This is a genomic window from Cupriavidus pauculus (genome assembly GCF_003854935.1).
In the GTDB taxonomy this organism is placed as follows: domain Bacteria; phylum Pseudomonadota; class Gammaproteobacteria; order Burkholderiales; family Burkholderiaceae; genus Cupriavidus; species Cupriavidus pauculus_C.
In genome coordinates this window covers 1,071,279-1,085,589 of record NZ_CP033970.1, presented here as the reverse complement: position 1 = coordinate 1,085,589, position 14,311 = coordinate 1,071,279, and the positions used below count along the sequence as shown (strand labels likewise).

Annotated in this window: 15 protein-coding genes; 11 read left to right on the top strand and 4 right to left on the bottom strand. The window is 68.1% G+C overall.

Annotation, left to right across the window (positions count from 1 at the left end; genetic code table 11):
• The first annotated feature begins 61 nt into the window (after window positions 1–61).
• From flgM to EHF44_RS22915, 7 genes are all read left to right on the top strand, one after another.
• Window positions 62–379, top strand: coding sequence for a flagellar biosynthesis anti-sigma factor FlgM (flgM, locus tag EHF44_RS22940; RefSeq protein WP_172966161.1), 318 nt, complete (start codon window positions 62–64; stop codon window positions 377–379).
• 7 nt (window positions 380–386) lie between these two features.
• A complete protein-coding gene (locus EHF44_RS22935; RefSeq protein ID WP_124685983.1) occupies window positions 387–851 on the top strand; it encodes a flagellar protein FlgN in 465 nt (154 codons plus the stop codon).
• Window positions 852–1,032: 181 nt separating this feature from the next.
• Window positions 1,033–1,203 carry a hypothetical protein gene (locus tag EHF44_RS28480; protein WP_172966160.1) on the top strand — a complete coding sequence of 57 codons (171 nt, stop codon included), beginning with the start codon at window positions 1,033–1,035 and terminating at the stop codon, window positions 1,201–1,203.
• A 147-nt stretch (window positions 1,204–1,350) separates the two neighbouring features.
• Window positions 1,351–2,379: an FUSC family protein gene (locus tag EHF44_RS22930; protein WP_124685982.1), complete on the top strand. Its 1,029-nt coding sequence runs from the start codon at window positions 1,351–1,353 to the stop codon at window positions 2,377–2,379.
• A gap of 34 nt (window positions 2,380–2,413) precedes the next feature.
• Window positions 2,414–3,313, top strand: coding sequence for a YihY/virulence factor BrkB family protein (locus EHF44_RS22925; RefSeq protein ID WP_124685981.1), 900 nt, complete (start codon window positions 2,414–2,416; stop codon window positions 3,311–3,313).
• Between the two features lie 320 nt (window positions 3,314–3,633).
• Window positions 3,634–5,877 (top strand): NADP-dependent isocitrate dehydrogenase, encoded by a 2,244-nt coding sequence (locus tag EHF44_RS22920; RefSeq protein ID WP_124685980.1) that lies wholly within the window; start codon window positions 3,634–3,636, stop codon window positions 5,875–5,877.
• A gap of 163 nt (window positions 5,878–6,040) precedes the next feature.
• Window positions 6,041–6,349, top strand: a complete 309-nt coding sequence (locus EHF44_RS22915) for a DUF1272 domain-containing protein (RefSeq protein WP_124685979.1) — start codon at window positions 6,041–6,043, stop codon at window positions 6,347–6,349.
• 9 nt (window positions 6,350–6,358) lie between these two features.
• On the opposite strand, the gene EHF44_RS28900 is transcribed toward EHF44_RS22915, so the two are convergent.
• Window positions 6,359–6,775, bottom strand: a complete 417-nt coding sequence (locus EHF44_RS28900; RefSeq protein ID WP_124685978.1) for a rubredoxin — start codon at window positions 6,773–6,775, stop codon at window positions 6,359–6,361.
• A gap of 213 nt (window positions 6,776–6,988) precedes the next feature.
• Here EHF44_RS28900 and EHF44_RS22905 point away from each other — a divergent pair, with 213 nt between their 5' ends.
• From EHF44_RS22905 to EHF44_RS22890, 4 genes are read left to right on the top strand one after another with little or no spacing between them, the layout of a single operon-like run.
• A complete protein-coding gene (locus EHF44_RS22905; RefSeq protein WP_124685977.1) occupies window positions 6,989–8,260 on the top strand; it encodes a flavin-dependent oxidoreductase in 1,272 nt (423 codons plus the stop codon).
• A gap of 17 nt (window positions 8,261–8,277) precedes the next feature.
• A complete protein-coding gene (locus EHF44_RS22900; RefSeq protein WP_124685976.1) occupies window positions 8,278–9,423 on the top strand; it encodes an ABC transporter substrate-binding protein in 1,146 nt (381 codons plus the stop codon).
• Window positions 9,420–9,905, top strand: a complete 486-nt coding sequence (locus tag EHF44_RS22895) for a DUF3237 domain-containing protein (protein WP_124685975.1) — start codon at window positions 9,420–9,422, stop codon at window positions 9,903–9,905. The genes EHF44_RS22900 and EHF44_RS22895 overlap by 4 nt, the downstream gene beginning before the upstream one ends.
• Window positions 9,906–9,907: 2 nt before the next feature.
• Window positions 9,908–10,405, top strand: a complete 498-nt coding sequence (locus tag EHF44_RS22890; RefSeq protein ID WP_124685974.1) for a MarR family winged helix-turn-helix transcriptional regulator — start codon at window positions 9,908–9,910, stop codon at window positions 10,403–10,405.
• Window positions 10,406–10,497: 92 nt separating this feature from the next.
• Here the strand turns inward: EHF44_RS22890 and paoC are convergent, their stop codons facing one another.
• The 3 genes from paoC to paoA are packed head-to-tail and all read right to left on the bottom strand — an operon-like array spanning window position 10,498 to window position 14,298.
• Window positions 10,498–12,690 (bottom strand): aldehyde oxidoreductase molybdenum-binding subunit PaoC, encoded by a 2,193-nt coding sequence (gene paoC / locus EHF44_RS22885; protein ID WP_124685973.1) that lies wholly within the window; start codon window positions 12,688–12,690, stop codon window positions 10,498–10,500.
• Between the two features lie 4 nt (window positions 12,691–12,694).
• Window positions 12,695–13,645, bottom strand: coding sequence for an FAD binding domain-containing protein (locus EHF44_RS22880; protein WP_124685972.1), 951 nt, complete (start codon window positions 13,643–13,645; stop codon window positions 12,695–12,697).
• Window positions 13,642–14,298, bottom strand: coding sequence for an aldehyde dehydrogenase iron-sulfur subunit PaoA (gene paoA, locus EHF44_RS22875; protein ID WP_124685971.1), 657 nt, complete (start codon window positions 14,296–14,298; stop codon window positions 13,642–13,644). The genes EHF44_RS22880 and paoA overlap by 4 nt, the downstream gene beginning before the upstream one ends.
• Window positions 14,299–14,311: the final 13 nt, after the last annotated feature.

The following is a 14,311-nucleotide window of genomic DNA, read 5'->3' as shown; positions in this document are numbered from 1 at the left end:
ACGGCCTAAAGTTTCTGGCGCGCCGGTCGATAAACCAGACGAACCCAGCAAGGATTTCACCGTGAAGATCAACAACTCCACTCCGTCCCGGCCCGCCGACGCCACGGCCACCGAAGGCAACGCCCGCCAGGCAGCCAACGGCGCCACGTTGACGGATCCTTCCGCCCTGACCGGCGTGCGTGTCAGCCCGCTGGCTGCCCAGGTTCGCGATATCGGTGCGCGCCTGCTGCAGGACGGCGACGGCGACATCGACGCCGCCAAGGTGGCGGAAGTCCGTCAGGCCATTGCGGAAGGCCGGATCAAGATCGATCCCAGCAAGATCGCCGATGGCCTGCTCGCGTCTCTGCACGAGCTGAGCCAGGGCGGCGCCCAATCCTGAACCTGACATGAGCCAAGCAGCCCTGATCCAGTCCCTTTCGGTAGAAGCCAACGCCATTGCCGCTTTCGGCCGCGCCCTTGCGGAAGAACGCGACGCCATCCGGCGGCAGGATTTCCAGGCGCTGAGCGACCTGCTCAACACGAAGATGGAACTGGCCCAGGCGCTGACACGCGCCAGCGCCACGCGCGAGGCGCAGATGATTGCGCTGGGCCTGCGCGCCGGCGCCGGCGGCCTGCTGGTGGGCCGCCCGGTGGATCCGGCCGTGGCCGAGGCCTGGCGCAAGGTCGTGTTCTTCGCCCACAAGGCCAGGGACGCCAACACGCTCAACGGCGCCATCGTCAACGCCCATCTGGACTTCACCCAGGAAGCCATCCAGGTGCTGCGCCAGGGCGGCATGGTGCCCAACGAAATGTACGGCCGCGACGGCAAGGCCCAGGCCGCCGGCGGCGGCGTGAGCCTGGCGGCCGGCTGAGCGCCCCCGCCCTGCCGGCTGGCGCGCGTGGCGCGTCAGAACCTGCCTACGACAGGCTCGGCGCGCGTCTGATCGCGCGCGGCAAACATCCTCCCTACATTGACATGTAGCCACCCGCCGTTGCCGGCAAGCACGGCGGAGTGACGTCCGGTAGTCAAAAACAATGTCCGGAGGTAACGCCATGTCATTCCTGCTCTATGTGATCGGACTCCTGGTGCTCGTGGGCGGTATCGCCTGGGGGCTTTCCGTCGCCGGCATCTCCCAGGTCTATATCGGCATCGCCTGCGTGATCGTGCTGGGCATCGGCATCATGTCGGCCGTGTCGCGCACGCGCACCAAAGATCCTTCCTGACGGCCGCGGCGCGCAGCAGCCGTGAGCCTCGAACCGACGCCGCCGGGCCTGGCCCGGCCACCGCTTCCGCCAAATGTAAACATTGCGGAACATGGGCCCCGCTCTATACACTCGAAGCGTTCAGATCTCCGCACGGTGATCGCCGCCATGATCGAGGCCCTGCGAAAAACAACCAGCGCGCTGTTCGACCCCGACCGACGATTCCGGCAGGCCCGCATCTTCCACGCCACGCGCGTGGCGCTGGCCCTGCTGGTGTCGATTGCGCTGACCACCGGCATCGACGTCCCGCACGGCGAATGGGCCACCATCACCGTGCTGGTCGTGATCGGCGGGCTGCAGCACCACGGCAACATCCGCCGGCGGGCGGCGGAACGCGGCGCCGGCACCGTGATCGGCGCTCTGATCGGCCTGTTCCTGATCATCCAGGAGACCTACTTCGGCATTCCGATGCTGACGTGGGGGCTGATGGCCGTGATCTGCGGCTACTGCGCGTACCACGCGGTCGGCAAGGGCGGCTATATCGCGCTGCTGGCGGCCGTGACCGTGGTCATCACGGCCGGGCACGGCGAGCAGAACGTCTACGACGCGCTGTGGCGGACCGTGGACGTGCTGATCGGCACCGCCATCGCACTGGTGTTCTCGTTCGCGTTCCCGGCGTATGCGTCGTATTCGTGGCGCTTCAAGCTGGCCGCGCTGCTGCGCGGCTGCGCGGCGGTGCACGCCAAGATCGAGCGCGGCGAGCGCGACGAGAAGGCGCGGCAGCAGGACATGATGAAGCTGTCCAACCTGCTGGTGCAGATGCGCAGCCTGATCCCCTCGGTCGCCAAGGAGACCAGCGTGCCCGCCGCCGACCTGGAGGAAGTGCAGCACAGCGCCCGCGTCAGCATCAGCGCGCTGGAAATGCTGGCCGCCATCGATCCCGACGCCAGCGAGGCGGACGGCAACGAGCGCTACATCCGCGACCTGCTGCTGGAGATGGCGGCGGCGCTGGAGGCCGCCGACATCGCGCTGGTACGCCAGCACGCCGCGCTGCCGACACCGCACCCCGACGACCCGACCATCGGCCAGAGCTCCCACGCATTCCTGACCCTGCAACTGTCCGCCGAACTGGCCCACCTGCACGATCACCTGTCGCGGATGGCCGCGCAAACCCGGTTCCCGTACAGCGCGCGGTGACGGGGCGCCGGGCCCGGGCCGCAAGCTTTCGAACATGCAACTTCTCGACGCCCGCCTGCGGCAGGTGCTCCAGCACCCGGCCCGCTTCCTGCTCGATGCGCTGGTCCACTTCCGCGCCAACCAGGGCCTGCTGCTGGCCGGCGCGGTGGCGTACTACGCGCTGCTGTCGATCGTGCCGCTGCTGATCCTTATGCTGATCGGGCTGTCCCATATCGCAGACCCCGTGGAGCTGCTGGAAACGCTGGAGCGCTACCTGGAATGGCTGCTGCCCGGGCAGTCCCACGCGCTGGTCACCGAACTGGCGCGCTTTCTGAACAATCGCGGCGTGATTGGCTGGGTGCTGGCCATCACGATGATCTTCTTCAGCTCGCTGGCGTTCACGGTGCTGGAAAACGCGATGTCAGTGATCTTCGTCCATCGCGTGGCCATCCGGCGGCGGCACTTCCTGGTGTCGGCCATCCTGCCGTACTGCTACATCCTTGTGCTCAGTGTCGGCCTGCTGATCGTGACCGTGGTGGCCGGCGGCCTGCAGACCATCGGCGAGCGGCACCTGGAGGTGCTGGGCCACGACTGGTCGCTCGACCGCCTGTCCGGCACGCTGCTCTACCTGCTGGGATTCATCGGCGAGATCCTGCTGCTGACGTCGATCTACCTGGTCATGCCGGTGGGCCGGCTGTCGGTGCGCCATGCGCTGGTCGGCGCGATCTTTGCGGCCGTGCTCTGGGAAATCTCGCGCCATGTGCTGGTCTGGTATTTCTCGACGCTGTCCCAGGTGGGGCGGGTCTATGGCTCACTGACCACGGCCATCGTAGTGTTGCTGAGCCTGGAGATCGCCGCCACGCTGCTGCTGTTCGGCGCGCAGATCATTGCGGACTTCGAGCGCAGTGCCACGCCCGCCCCGGGCGCGCGCGACGCCGGCGCCTTCCACACCTGACGCCAACGCCTCAAAGTGCGTCTTTGCGCACTTCACATGCCGGGATACCCGAGCAGCGCAGTCGAACTCTTCTATAAGACATAAGAATCGTCAATTTTGCATGCGCCAGAATCTATCCTAGATTGATGATTTTGAGCGCCGAAGACAGACATTGACACAACGTTCCGCAAACGGGCGTTGGATGCCGGTGTATGCAGCACACAAATTTCACATGAAGGATGGCCCCTCCGCCATGCAAAATCAGGCAAAATTCGAGTCTTGCCTCGGACCGCGACCCGGGCGGGGCATTTTCCAACCCCGAATTTGATGCGAGATCAGCGATGAGTAACCAGCAGCCCACCATCATCTACACCCTAACCGACGAAGCTCCGCTGCTGGCCACCAGTGCCTTCCTGCCCATCATCCGCACGTTCACCAAGCCCGCCGGCGTGAACGTGGTAACCAGCGACATCTCGGTGGCCGGCCGTATCCTGGGCGAATTCCCCGAATTCCTGACCGAAGAGCAGCGCGTGCCGGACAACCTGGCCGAACTGGGCAAGCTCACGCAGGACCCCGACACCAACATCATCAAGCTGCCGAACATCAGCGCATCGGTGTTCCAACTCGTCAGCGCGATCAAGGAACTGCAGTCGAAGGGCTATCGCATCCCCGACTACCCCGAAGATCCCAAGACCGACGAGGAAAAGGCCATCCAGAAGCGCTACTCCAAGTGCCTGGGCAGCGCCGTGAACCCGGTGCTGCGCGAAGGCAACTCGGACCGCCGCGCCCCGGCCGCCGTCAAGAACTACGCCCGCAAGCACCCGCACAGCATGGGCGAGTGGAGCATGGCGTCGCGCACGCACGTTGCCCACATGAAGCACGGCGACTTCTACCACGGCGAAAAGTCGATCACGCTCGAAAAGGGCCGTGAAGTCCGCATGGAACTGGTGACCAAGAGCGGCAAGACCATCGTGCTCAAGCCGAAGGTGGCCCTGCAGGACGGCGAGATCATCGACAGCATGTTCATGAGCAAGAAGGCCCTGCTGGCCTTCTACGAGGAACAGATGGAAGACGCGCGCAAGACCGGCGTCATGCTGAGCCTGCACGTCAAGGCGACGATGATGAAGGTGTCGCACCCCATCGTGTTCGGCCACGCCGTCAAGGTCTTCTACAAGGACGCCTTCGCCAAGCACCAGAAGCTGTTCGACGAACTGGGCGTGAACGTCAACAACGGCCTGGTGGACCTGTACACCAAGATCGAGGCGCTGCCCGAGTCGAAGAAGGAAGAAGTCATCCGCGACATGCACGCCTGCCACGAGCATCGCCCGGAACTGGCGATGGTGGACTCGGCCAAGGGCATCTCGAACCTGCACGCGCCGAACGACGTGATCGTCGACGCATCGATGCCGGCCATGATCCGTATCGGCGGCAAGATGTGGGGCGCCGACGGCCGCACCAAGGACACCAAGTGCCTGATCCCGGAATCGACGTTCGCCCGGATCTACCAGGAAATCATCAACTTCTGCAAGACCAATGGCGCGTTCGACCCGGTGACGATGGGCACGGTGCCGAACGTCGGCCTGATGGCGCAGAAGGCCGAGGAATACGGCTCGCACGACAAGACCTTCGAGATTCCCGAGGACGGCGAGGCCCGCATCGTCGACAACGCCACCGGCGAAGTGCTGACGGCGCTGACGCAGCAGGTCGAGCAGGGCGACATCTGGCGCATGTGCCAGGTCAAGGACGCACCGATCCGTGACTGGGTGAAGCTGGCCGTGACGCGCGCCCGCAACTCGGGCATGCCGGCCGTCTTCTGGCTTGACCCGTACCGTCCGCACGAGGCCGAGCTGATCAAGAAGGTGGAAACGTACCTGAAGGATCACGACACCAACGGGCTGGACATCCAGATCATGTCGCAGGTCCGCGCCATGCGCTACACGCTGGAGCGCGTGATCCGCGGCCTGGACACCATCTCGGTCACCGGCAACATCCTGCGCGACTACCTGACCGACCTGTTCCCGATCATGGAACTGGGCACCAGCGCCAAGATGCTGTCGATCGTCCCGCTGATGGCCGGCGGCGGCATGTACGAGACCGGCGCCGGCGGTTCGGCCCCGAAGCACGTGCAGCAACTGGTGGAAGAAAACCACCTGCGCTGGGACTCGCTGGGTGAATTCCTGGCCCTGGCCGTGTCGCTGGAAGAGCTCGGCATCAAGTCGGGCAATGCCCGCGCCAAGATCCTGGCCAAGACGCTGGACGCCGCGACCGGCAAGCTGCTGGACAACGCCAAGAGCCCGTCGCCGAAGACCGGCCAGCTCGACAACCGTGGCAGCCAGTTCTACCTGGCGATGTACTGGGCCCAGGAACTGGCCGCGCAGACCGACGACGCCGAACTGGCCAAGGCGTTTGCTCCGCTGGCCAAGACGCTGACCGAGAACGAGAAGACCATCATCGGCGAACTGGGCGACGTCCAGGGCAAGCCGGCCGACATCGGCGGCTACTACAAGCCGGACGAGGCCAAGCTGTCGGCCGTGATGCGTCCGAGCAAGACGCTGAACGCCGCGCTGGAATCGGTAAAGGCGTAAGCCCGCACCGGCCACGCGCCGCAAGCGAAACGCCCCGGGGCAGCGATGCCCCGGGGCGTTTTTTTCTTGGCCGAAAGCTGGCGCGTGCGAAGGCACCTGCATGGCGCGCGGGACAGGTTGGCGGCTATGATGGCACGAACCATCACGACCCAAGGAGAACGCCGTGCTTGAGCTGCGCCCCACCTGCGAACACTGCAACGTCGCCCTGCCACCCGCATCCACGCAGGCGCGCATCTGCAGCTTCGAATGCACGTTCTGCGCGGACTGTGTCGATGGCGTGCTCGGCAACGTCTGCCCCAACTGCGGCGGCGGCTTTGCCCCGCGCCCGGTGCGTCCGGCCCGCGACTGGAAGAACGGCAATACCGTGGCCAAGTATCCGCCGTCGGCCACCGTCAAGCACCGCCCGGTCGACGCGGCCGCGCATGCCGCATTCGCGGCGCGGGTAGCCGACGTCCCGCCGGCGGAGCGCTGAGCGCCGGCCTTAGAACGCCACCATCGCAAAGTCTTCCTTGCCGACGTCGCATTCGGGGCAACGCCAGTCGTCCGGAATGTCTTCCCAGCGCGTGCCGGGCGCGATGCCGTCCTCGGGCAGGCCGGCCGCCTCGTCGTAGATCCAGCCGCAGATGATGCAGACCCACTGCCTGAAATCGTCGGCCGGGGGTGCGACAGGCGCCTGCGCCGCAGCGTCCTTCTGTGCGTGGATGACCGGCGGGCCTTCCAGGCTGAACACCAGCGGCGCGGCCGTGGGGTCGCCCGACTGGGCCAGATGCTGTTGCAGGCGCGCGAGCAGCGCCTGCGCCTCGTCGGTCGTCAGGTCCACCCAGTACGGATCGCCGGCGGCGTCGTTCAGGCGTTGCGGGGGAAACTGGATCTCGACGGAAGTGCCTTTCTTGTACATGCGGGGGCGGGGCGAAGTGAAAACAAGCAGACCGCAGATGGGGCATGCGTGCGCAAATTCAAGGCGGGTGGCCGCCGCCACGTTGTCCACGACCCGCGCGCATGGCCGACGCCCTGCTGGCCGGCTGACCGCTCAGGGAAACCGCTAGCTGGCGGCGCGGCCGATTAGTTATACAGTAGAACAATCACAGAACACGGCGGTGCCAGGAGACTCATGAAGATCGCAATCGCCGGCGGTGGCATCGGCGGGCTGACGCTCGCGCTGCTCTGCCATCGCCACGGGCTCGACGTGGAGGTGTGGGAAGCGAGCGAATCGCTGCGCCCGCTCGGCGTCGGCATCAACCTGCTGCCCCATGCCGTGCGCGAACTCTGCGCGCTGGGGCTGGAGGCGGACCTGGCCCGCATCGGCATCCAGACATCGTCACTGTCCTACTACAACAAGTTCGGCCAGCGCATCTGGCACGAGCCCCGCGGCCGCGCGGCCGGCTACGACTGGCCGCAGTTCTCGGTCCATCGCGGCGAATTCCAGATGCTGCTGTACGAGACCGCGCGGCAACGGCTTGGCGCCGACCGGCTGCACACGGGCCATGCGCTGGAGTCGATCGAACACACCGGCGGCCAGGGCGAGCCGGCGCGCTTCACGCTGCGCCGGCGCCATGACCAGGCGCTGGTCGCGGCCCAGGCCGACGTGCTGGTGGGCGCCGACGGCATCCACTCGGCCGTGCGCCGGCATTTCTATCCGACCGGCGACGCCCCGCGCTTCTCGCGCCGCCTGCTGTGGCGCGCCACCACCGACGCGGCGCCCTACCTCGACGGCCGCTCGATGTTCATGGCCGGCTTCCAGGACCAGAAGTTCGTGGCCTATCCGATCTCCGAGCCGCTACGCGCGCAGGGCCGCTCGCGCATCAACTGGATCGCCGAGCTGAAGGTGCCCGACGACTACCCCGACACGCCGCCGCGCAGCGACTGGAACCGCCAGGTCGACAAGTCAGTCTTCCGCGATGCCTTTGCCGGCTGGCGCTGGGACTGGATCGACATCCCGGCGCTGATCGACGGCGCCGAAGCCATCTACGAGTTCCCGATGGTCGACAAGGACCCGCTGCCGCGCTGGACGTTCGGCCGCGTGACGCTGCTGGGCGACGCCGCGCATCCGATGTACCCCATCGGCTCCAACGGCAGCGCGCAGGCCATCGTGGACGCGCGCTACCTGACCGACTGCCTGCTGGCCGAACGCGACCCCGACTACGCGCTGCGCGAGTACGAGGCGGAACGCCTGCCGCGCACGGCCGGTATCGTGCTGCGCAACCGCATGAACGGCCCCGAGCAGGTGATGCAGCTGGCCGAGGAACGCGCGCCGCAGGGCTTCAGCGATATCGACACCGTGATTCCGCTGCGCGAACGCGAGGCGATTGCCCAGCGCTACAAGACACTGGCCGGCTTTGGGCAGCAGCAGTTGCAGGCCAGCCAGCCGCAGGCATCCAGATAACAAGGGAGACCAACAACATGCCCCAATTCCTGATCCCGCGCGCCGCCATCGCGGCCGCCGCGCTGATGCTGCTGAGCGCCACGGCGCGGGCCGACGTGACCGTCGGCGTCAGCATCGCCTCCACCGGGCCGTCCGCGTCGCTGGGCATCCCGCAGAAGAACACCATGCCGTTCCTGCCCGAGACCATTGCGGGCGAGAAGATCCACTACATCGTCATGGACGATGGCTCGGACCCCACGCAGGGCACCAAGATCGCGCGGCGCTTTGTCACCGAGGACAAGGTCGACATCATCCTGGGCTCGTCGGCCGTGGCGCCGTCGATCGCCATCTCTGAAGTGGCCGACGAAAGCCAGACCGTGCAGCTGGCGTTCTCGCCGATCGAACTCAAGCCCGGCCGCGGCGCGTGGACGTACCGGCTGGCGCAGCCCGTCAAGCTGATGGCCGAGGCCGTGGCCGGCGCCGCCAAGGCCAACGGCGTGAAGACCGTGGCGTTCATCGGCTTTGCCGATGCCTACGGCGAGACCTGGCTCAAGGAATTCACCACCGCCGCGCAGGCCAACGGCATCAAGGTCGTGGCCGCCGAGCGCTATGCGCGTTCCGACACCAGCGTCACGGCCCAGACGCTGAAGCTGATTGCCGCGCGCGCGGATGCGGTGCTGATTGCCGGCGCGGGCACGGGCGCGGCGCTGCCGCATACCACGCTGCGCGAGCGCGGCTACACGGGCCCGGTCTACCAGACCCACGGCGCCGCCACGCGCGACCTGATCCGCATCGGCGGCAAGGCCGTCAACGGCGCCATCCTGCCCGCCGGCCCGGTGATCGTGGCCGAGCAGCTTCCCGCCACCAGCGCCGCCAAGAAGCCGGGCATGGACTACGTGACCCGCTACGAGAAACAGTACGGCCCCGAGAGCCGCACGCAGTTCGGCGCGCATCCGTATGACGCGGGGCTGGTGCTGCAGCGGATCGTGCCGGTGGCGCTGAAGAAGGCCAAGCCGGGCACGCCGGAATTCCGCAAGGCGCTCAAGGACGCGCTGGAGTCGGAGCGCGACATCGTCGTGTCGCACGGCGTGCTGAACTACACGGCGCAGGACCACTTCGGCTTCGACCAGCGCGGGCGGGTGCTGCTGACCATCGACAATGGCAACTGGAAGCTCCTGAAATGAGCGCCGGCATCGCCCAGCCCACGCTGGAACACGTGGCCGACTTCGACCTGCAGGTGGCGCCGCCCACCGAGGTGGGCGTGACGCCGCTGGGCCAGCGCCGCGTGATCCCGATCCTGTCGGGCACGGTGCGCGGCCCGCGCCTGAACGGCCACATCCTGCCGGGCGGCGCGGACTTCCAGTTGATCCGGCACCCGGGCGGCGACGACGTGACCACGGCCGACATCGAGGCCCGCTATGTGCTGGAAACCGACGACGGCGCGCGCATCTACATCGTCAACGCCGGCGTGCGCAGCGGCAGCGCGGCGGTCATCGCCCGGCTCAACCGCGGCGAACAGGTGGACCCGGCCGAGATCTACTTCCGCACCGCGCCCCGCTTCGAGACCGCCGCGCCGCGCTATCGCTGGCTGATGCAGCACCTGTTCGTGGCCTCGGGCGCGCGCTACCCGGACCGGGTGGTGCTGCGCTACTTCATGGTCAGGTGAGCATGGCGCCGTCCCGCAAGACGCGCGAGGCGCTGGCGCCCGACCCCAACGGCGGGCACTTCGACCCCCACCTGCCCAATGTCGACTACGGGGTGCTCGATTCGCTGATCGGATACGCGATCCGCCGCGCGCAGATCCGCGTCTACGAAGACTTCGTGGCCGCGCTGGCCCCGTGGAACATCACGCCGCCCCGCTTCTCCGCGCTGCAGATCATCGCGCGCAACGCCAACCTGAAACTGACCGACCTGGCAACGATCCTGGGCATCGCCCGCTCCGGCGCGGTGCTGCTCGTCGACGCGCTGGAGGCAATGGGCCTGGTCGAGCGCGTGCCCTCCCCGACCGACCGGCGCGCGTTCGGCCTGGTGCTGACGGATGCCGGGCAAAAGACGCTGCGGGAGGTTACCGATGCGGTCTGCGCGCACGACGCCCGGATCGCGGGCGGCCTGTCGGCGGAGGAACAGCGGGTGTTGAAGGGATTGCTGGAGCGGCTGGGGCGGTAGGGGGTGTTCGACTGCGCTACTTCATTGCCGCCGGTTGTCTCCCCTCTCCCGCTTGCGGGAGAGGGGAGCAAATCCCCCGCGCCAAATCCCCCCTACCCCACCACCGGCATCGCCGCCAGCATCTTGTCCAGCGTGACCGGATAATCCCTCACCCTGACCCCGGTAGCGTGGTACACCGCGTTGGCCACGGCGGCGGCTACGCCGCAGATGCCCAGTTCGCCCACGCCCTTGGCCTTCATCGGCGACGAGATCGGGTCGGTCTCGTCCAGGAAGATGACTTCCTGGTGCGGGATGTCGGCGTGCACGGGCACCTCGTAGCTGGCCAGGTCGTGGTTGGCGAAGAAGCCCACGCGCTTGTCGACGTGCAGCGCCTCCATCAGCGCCGCGCCCACGCCCATCGTCATCGCGCCGATCACCTGGCTGCGGGCCGACTTGGGGTTCAGGATGCGGCCCGCCGCGCAGACGGCCAGCATGCGCTGCACGCGCACCTCGGCGGTGGCCAGGTCCACGGCCACCTCCACGAAGTGGCCGCCGAACGTGGACTGCTGGTACTTCTTGTCCAGGTCGCCGTACTCGATGATGTCCTCGGCCGACGCGCCCGCGAACTGCGCCAGCGGCACGCTGCGTCCGCCCGCCCGGATCTGGCCACCCTCGAACACCGCGTGCGCGGCGTCCAGCCCGGCGCGTTCGGCCAGCGTCTGGCGCAGCTTCATGCAGGCCGCGTAGACGCCCGCCGTGGCGTTGTTGCCGCCCCACTGCCCGCCCGAGCCGCACGACTCCGGAAAGTTCGAATCGCCGAGCCGCACCACCACGCGGTCCAGCGGCACGCCCATCATCTCGGCCGCGGTCTGCGCGATGATCGTGTAGCTGCCCGTGCCGATGTCGGTCATGTCGGTTTCCACGACCACGGCGCCGCCCGCGTCGATGGCCACGCGCGCGCCGGACTTCGTCAGCAGGTTGTTGCGGAACGCCGACGCCACGCCCATGCCGATCAGCCACTGGCCCTCGCGCATCGACCCCGGCTTCGGGTTGCGCCGGTTCCAGCCGAAATGCTCGGCCCCCAGCCGCAGGCATTCCACGAAACGGCGCTGCGAGAACGGCCGCTCGGGCTTCTCCGGGTCCACCTGGGTGTCATTGAGGATGCGGAACTGCACCGGGTCCATGCCCAGCTTCTCGGCCATCTCGTCGATGGCGATTTCCAGCGCCATCAGCCCGGGCGCCTCGCCCGGCGCGCGCATGGCGTTGCCCTCGGGCAGGTCCAGCGTTGCCAGCCGCATCGTGGTCATGCGGTTGGCGCCCGCATAGAGCAGGCGCGTCTGCATCACGGCCGTCTCCGGCTGGCCGCCCTGCAGGTCGCCCGACCAGCTTTCGTGGCCGATGGCCGTGATCTTGCCATCGCGCGTGGCGCCGATGCGGATGCGCTGGATCGTGGCCGGCCGGTGCGTGGTGTTGTTGGCCATCAGCGGCCGCGTCAGCGCCACCTTCACGGGCCGCCGGGCCTCGCGCGCGCCCAGCACGGCCAGCAGCACCTCGGCGCGCAGGAACAGCTTGCCGCCGAAGCCGCCGCCAATGAACGGCGAGACGATGCGGATCTTTTCCTTCGGGATGCCAAGCGTGGTCGCCATGTCCTCGTGCGCCCAGGCCACCATCTGGTTGGCGGTCCAGATCGTCACCTTGTCGCCCGACCACGCAGCCATCGACGCATGCGGTTCCATCATGCAGTGCGACTGGTCCGGCGTCGTGTAGCGCGCGTCGAGCTGCACCGGCGCGGCTGCGAAGGCGCCTTCGAAGTCGCCGACCTCGGTATCGGGCTTCGAATCCTTCTTCGGCTTGGCGGAAAAGCAGCACGCGTCCTCCAGGTCGAACTGGCCTTTCTCGGCCGCGTAGTCGACGCGGATCAGCGCGGCGGCGGCACGGGCCTGCTCGAACGTCTCGGCCACCACCAGCGCGATGGCCTGGTGGTAGTGCTGGATCTCGGGCCCGGCCAGCAGCCTGGCCGTGTTGCGCTTGGCCTTGCCGAGCTTGCCGGCGTTCTGGGCCGTGACGATGGCCAGCACGCCCGGCGCGCGGCGGGCGGCGTCCAGCTGCATCGTGCGGATGCGCCCCTTGGCGATGCCGGCGCCGACCACGTAGCCGTAGGCCGGGTTCGGCGCCACGTCGTGCCATTCATAGGCGTAGGTGGCCGTGCCCGTGGTCTTGCGGGCGCCGTCGATACGGTCCACTGCCTGGCCGACCACGCGGCCGGCGTCGATGGGATTGGTTGTCGCGGGTGTGTCGAATTTCATGGCTTCACCCCTTGGCCTGTGTCAGGACCGCGGCCACCGTGCGCCGCACCAGTTGGATCTTGTAGGCGTTTTCCGCCGTCGGCGTGGCGCCGTCCAGCAGCCGCTGGGTGACGGCCGTGGGCCCGTGCGGCATCTCGGCATCGGCCGCGGCCACGCGCCACGGCTTGTGGGCCACGCCGCCCAGCGCCACGCGGCCCGTGCCGTCGCGCTGCACGATGGCCGCCACGGACACCAGCGCAAACGCGTACGAGGCGCGGTCGCGGACCTTGCGGTAGAGGTGCACGCCGCCCACCGGCGGCGGCAGCGTCACGGCCGTGATCAGCTCGCCGCGCTCCAGCACGGTTTCGATATGCGGCGTGTTGCCGGGCAGCCGATGGAAATCGGCAATCGGGATGACGCGCCGCTGACCGTCCGGGCGCACCGTCTCGACGCTGGCGTCCAGCACGCGCATGGCCACGGCCATGTCGCTCGGATGCGTGGCGATGCAGGCGTCGCTGCCGCCGATCACGGCCAGTTGCCGGCTGAAGCCGCCGATGGCGCCGCAGCCGCTGCCCGGCTGGCGCTTGTTGCACGGCTGGGCCGTGTCGTAGAAATAGGGGCAGCGCGTGCGCTGCAGCAGGTTGCCGGCCGTGGTGGCGCGGTTGCGCAACTGGCCCGACGCACCGGCCAGTAGCGCGCGCGACAGCACGCCGTAGTCGCGCCGCACGCGCGGGTCCGCCGCAAGGTCGGTGTTGCGCACCAGCGCGCCCACGCGCAGGCCGCCCTGCTGCGTCGGCTCGATCTTGTCCAGCGCCAGCCCGTTGACGTCCACCAGATGCGTGGGCGCCTCGATGCCGAGCTTCATCAGGTCCAGCAGGTTGGTGCCGCCGGCGATGAAGCGCGCGCCGGGGTGCTTTATCGCCGCTGCGGCGGCGTCGGCCGGGGTGGCCGCGCGTTCGTAGGTAAACGGGTTCATGACTGGCCTCCCGCCACCTCGGTGATTGCGTCCAGGATGTTCGAATAGGCGCCGCAGCGGCAGATGTTGCCGCTCATGCGCTCGCGGATCTCGCCCGGCGACGCCTGCGGCCGGGCGTTCAGGTCCGGCGTCACGTGGCTGGGAATGCCGGCGCGAATCTCGTCGAGCACGGCCACGGCCGAGCAGATCTGGCCCGGCGTGCAGTAGCCGCACTGGTAGCCGTCATGCTTGACGAATGCCACCTGCATCGGGTGCATCCGGTTCGGATGGCCCAGCCCTTCCACGGTCGTGATGGTGGCGCCTTCGTGCATCACGGCCAGCGTCAGGCAGGAATTGATGCGCCTGCCGTCCACGATGACCGTGCAGGCGCCGCACTGGCCGTGGTCGCAGCCCTTCTTGGTGCCGGTCAGGTGCAGGTGCTCGCGCAGCGCATCGAGCAGCGTGGTACGGGTGTCCAGCGCCAGCGCGCGCGGCTGGCCGTTGACGACGAACGATACGTTGGCGGCCACGGGCTTGAGCGCGCCGGGCGCCACGCTGGCGCCGGCCGCCGGGGGCGTGGCGGCGCCGGCCGGCACGGCGGCGGCCGTGACCGATGCCGCCCCGGCCACCACGAACTCGCGGCGGGAAAGCTTGATGTCGCGGAAATCTTCCATTGCGTTGGATCCT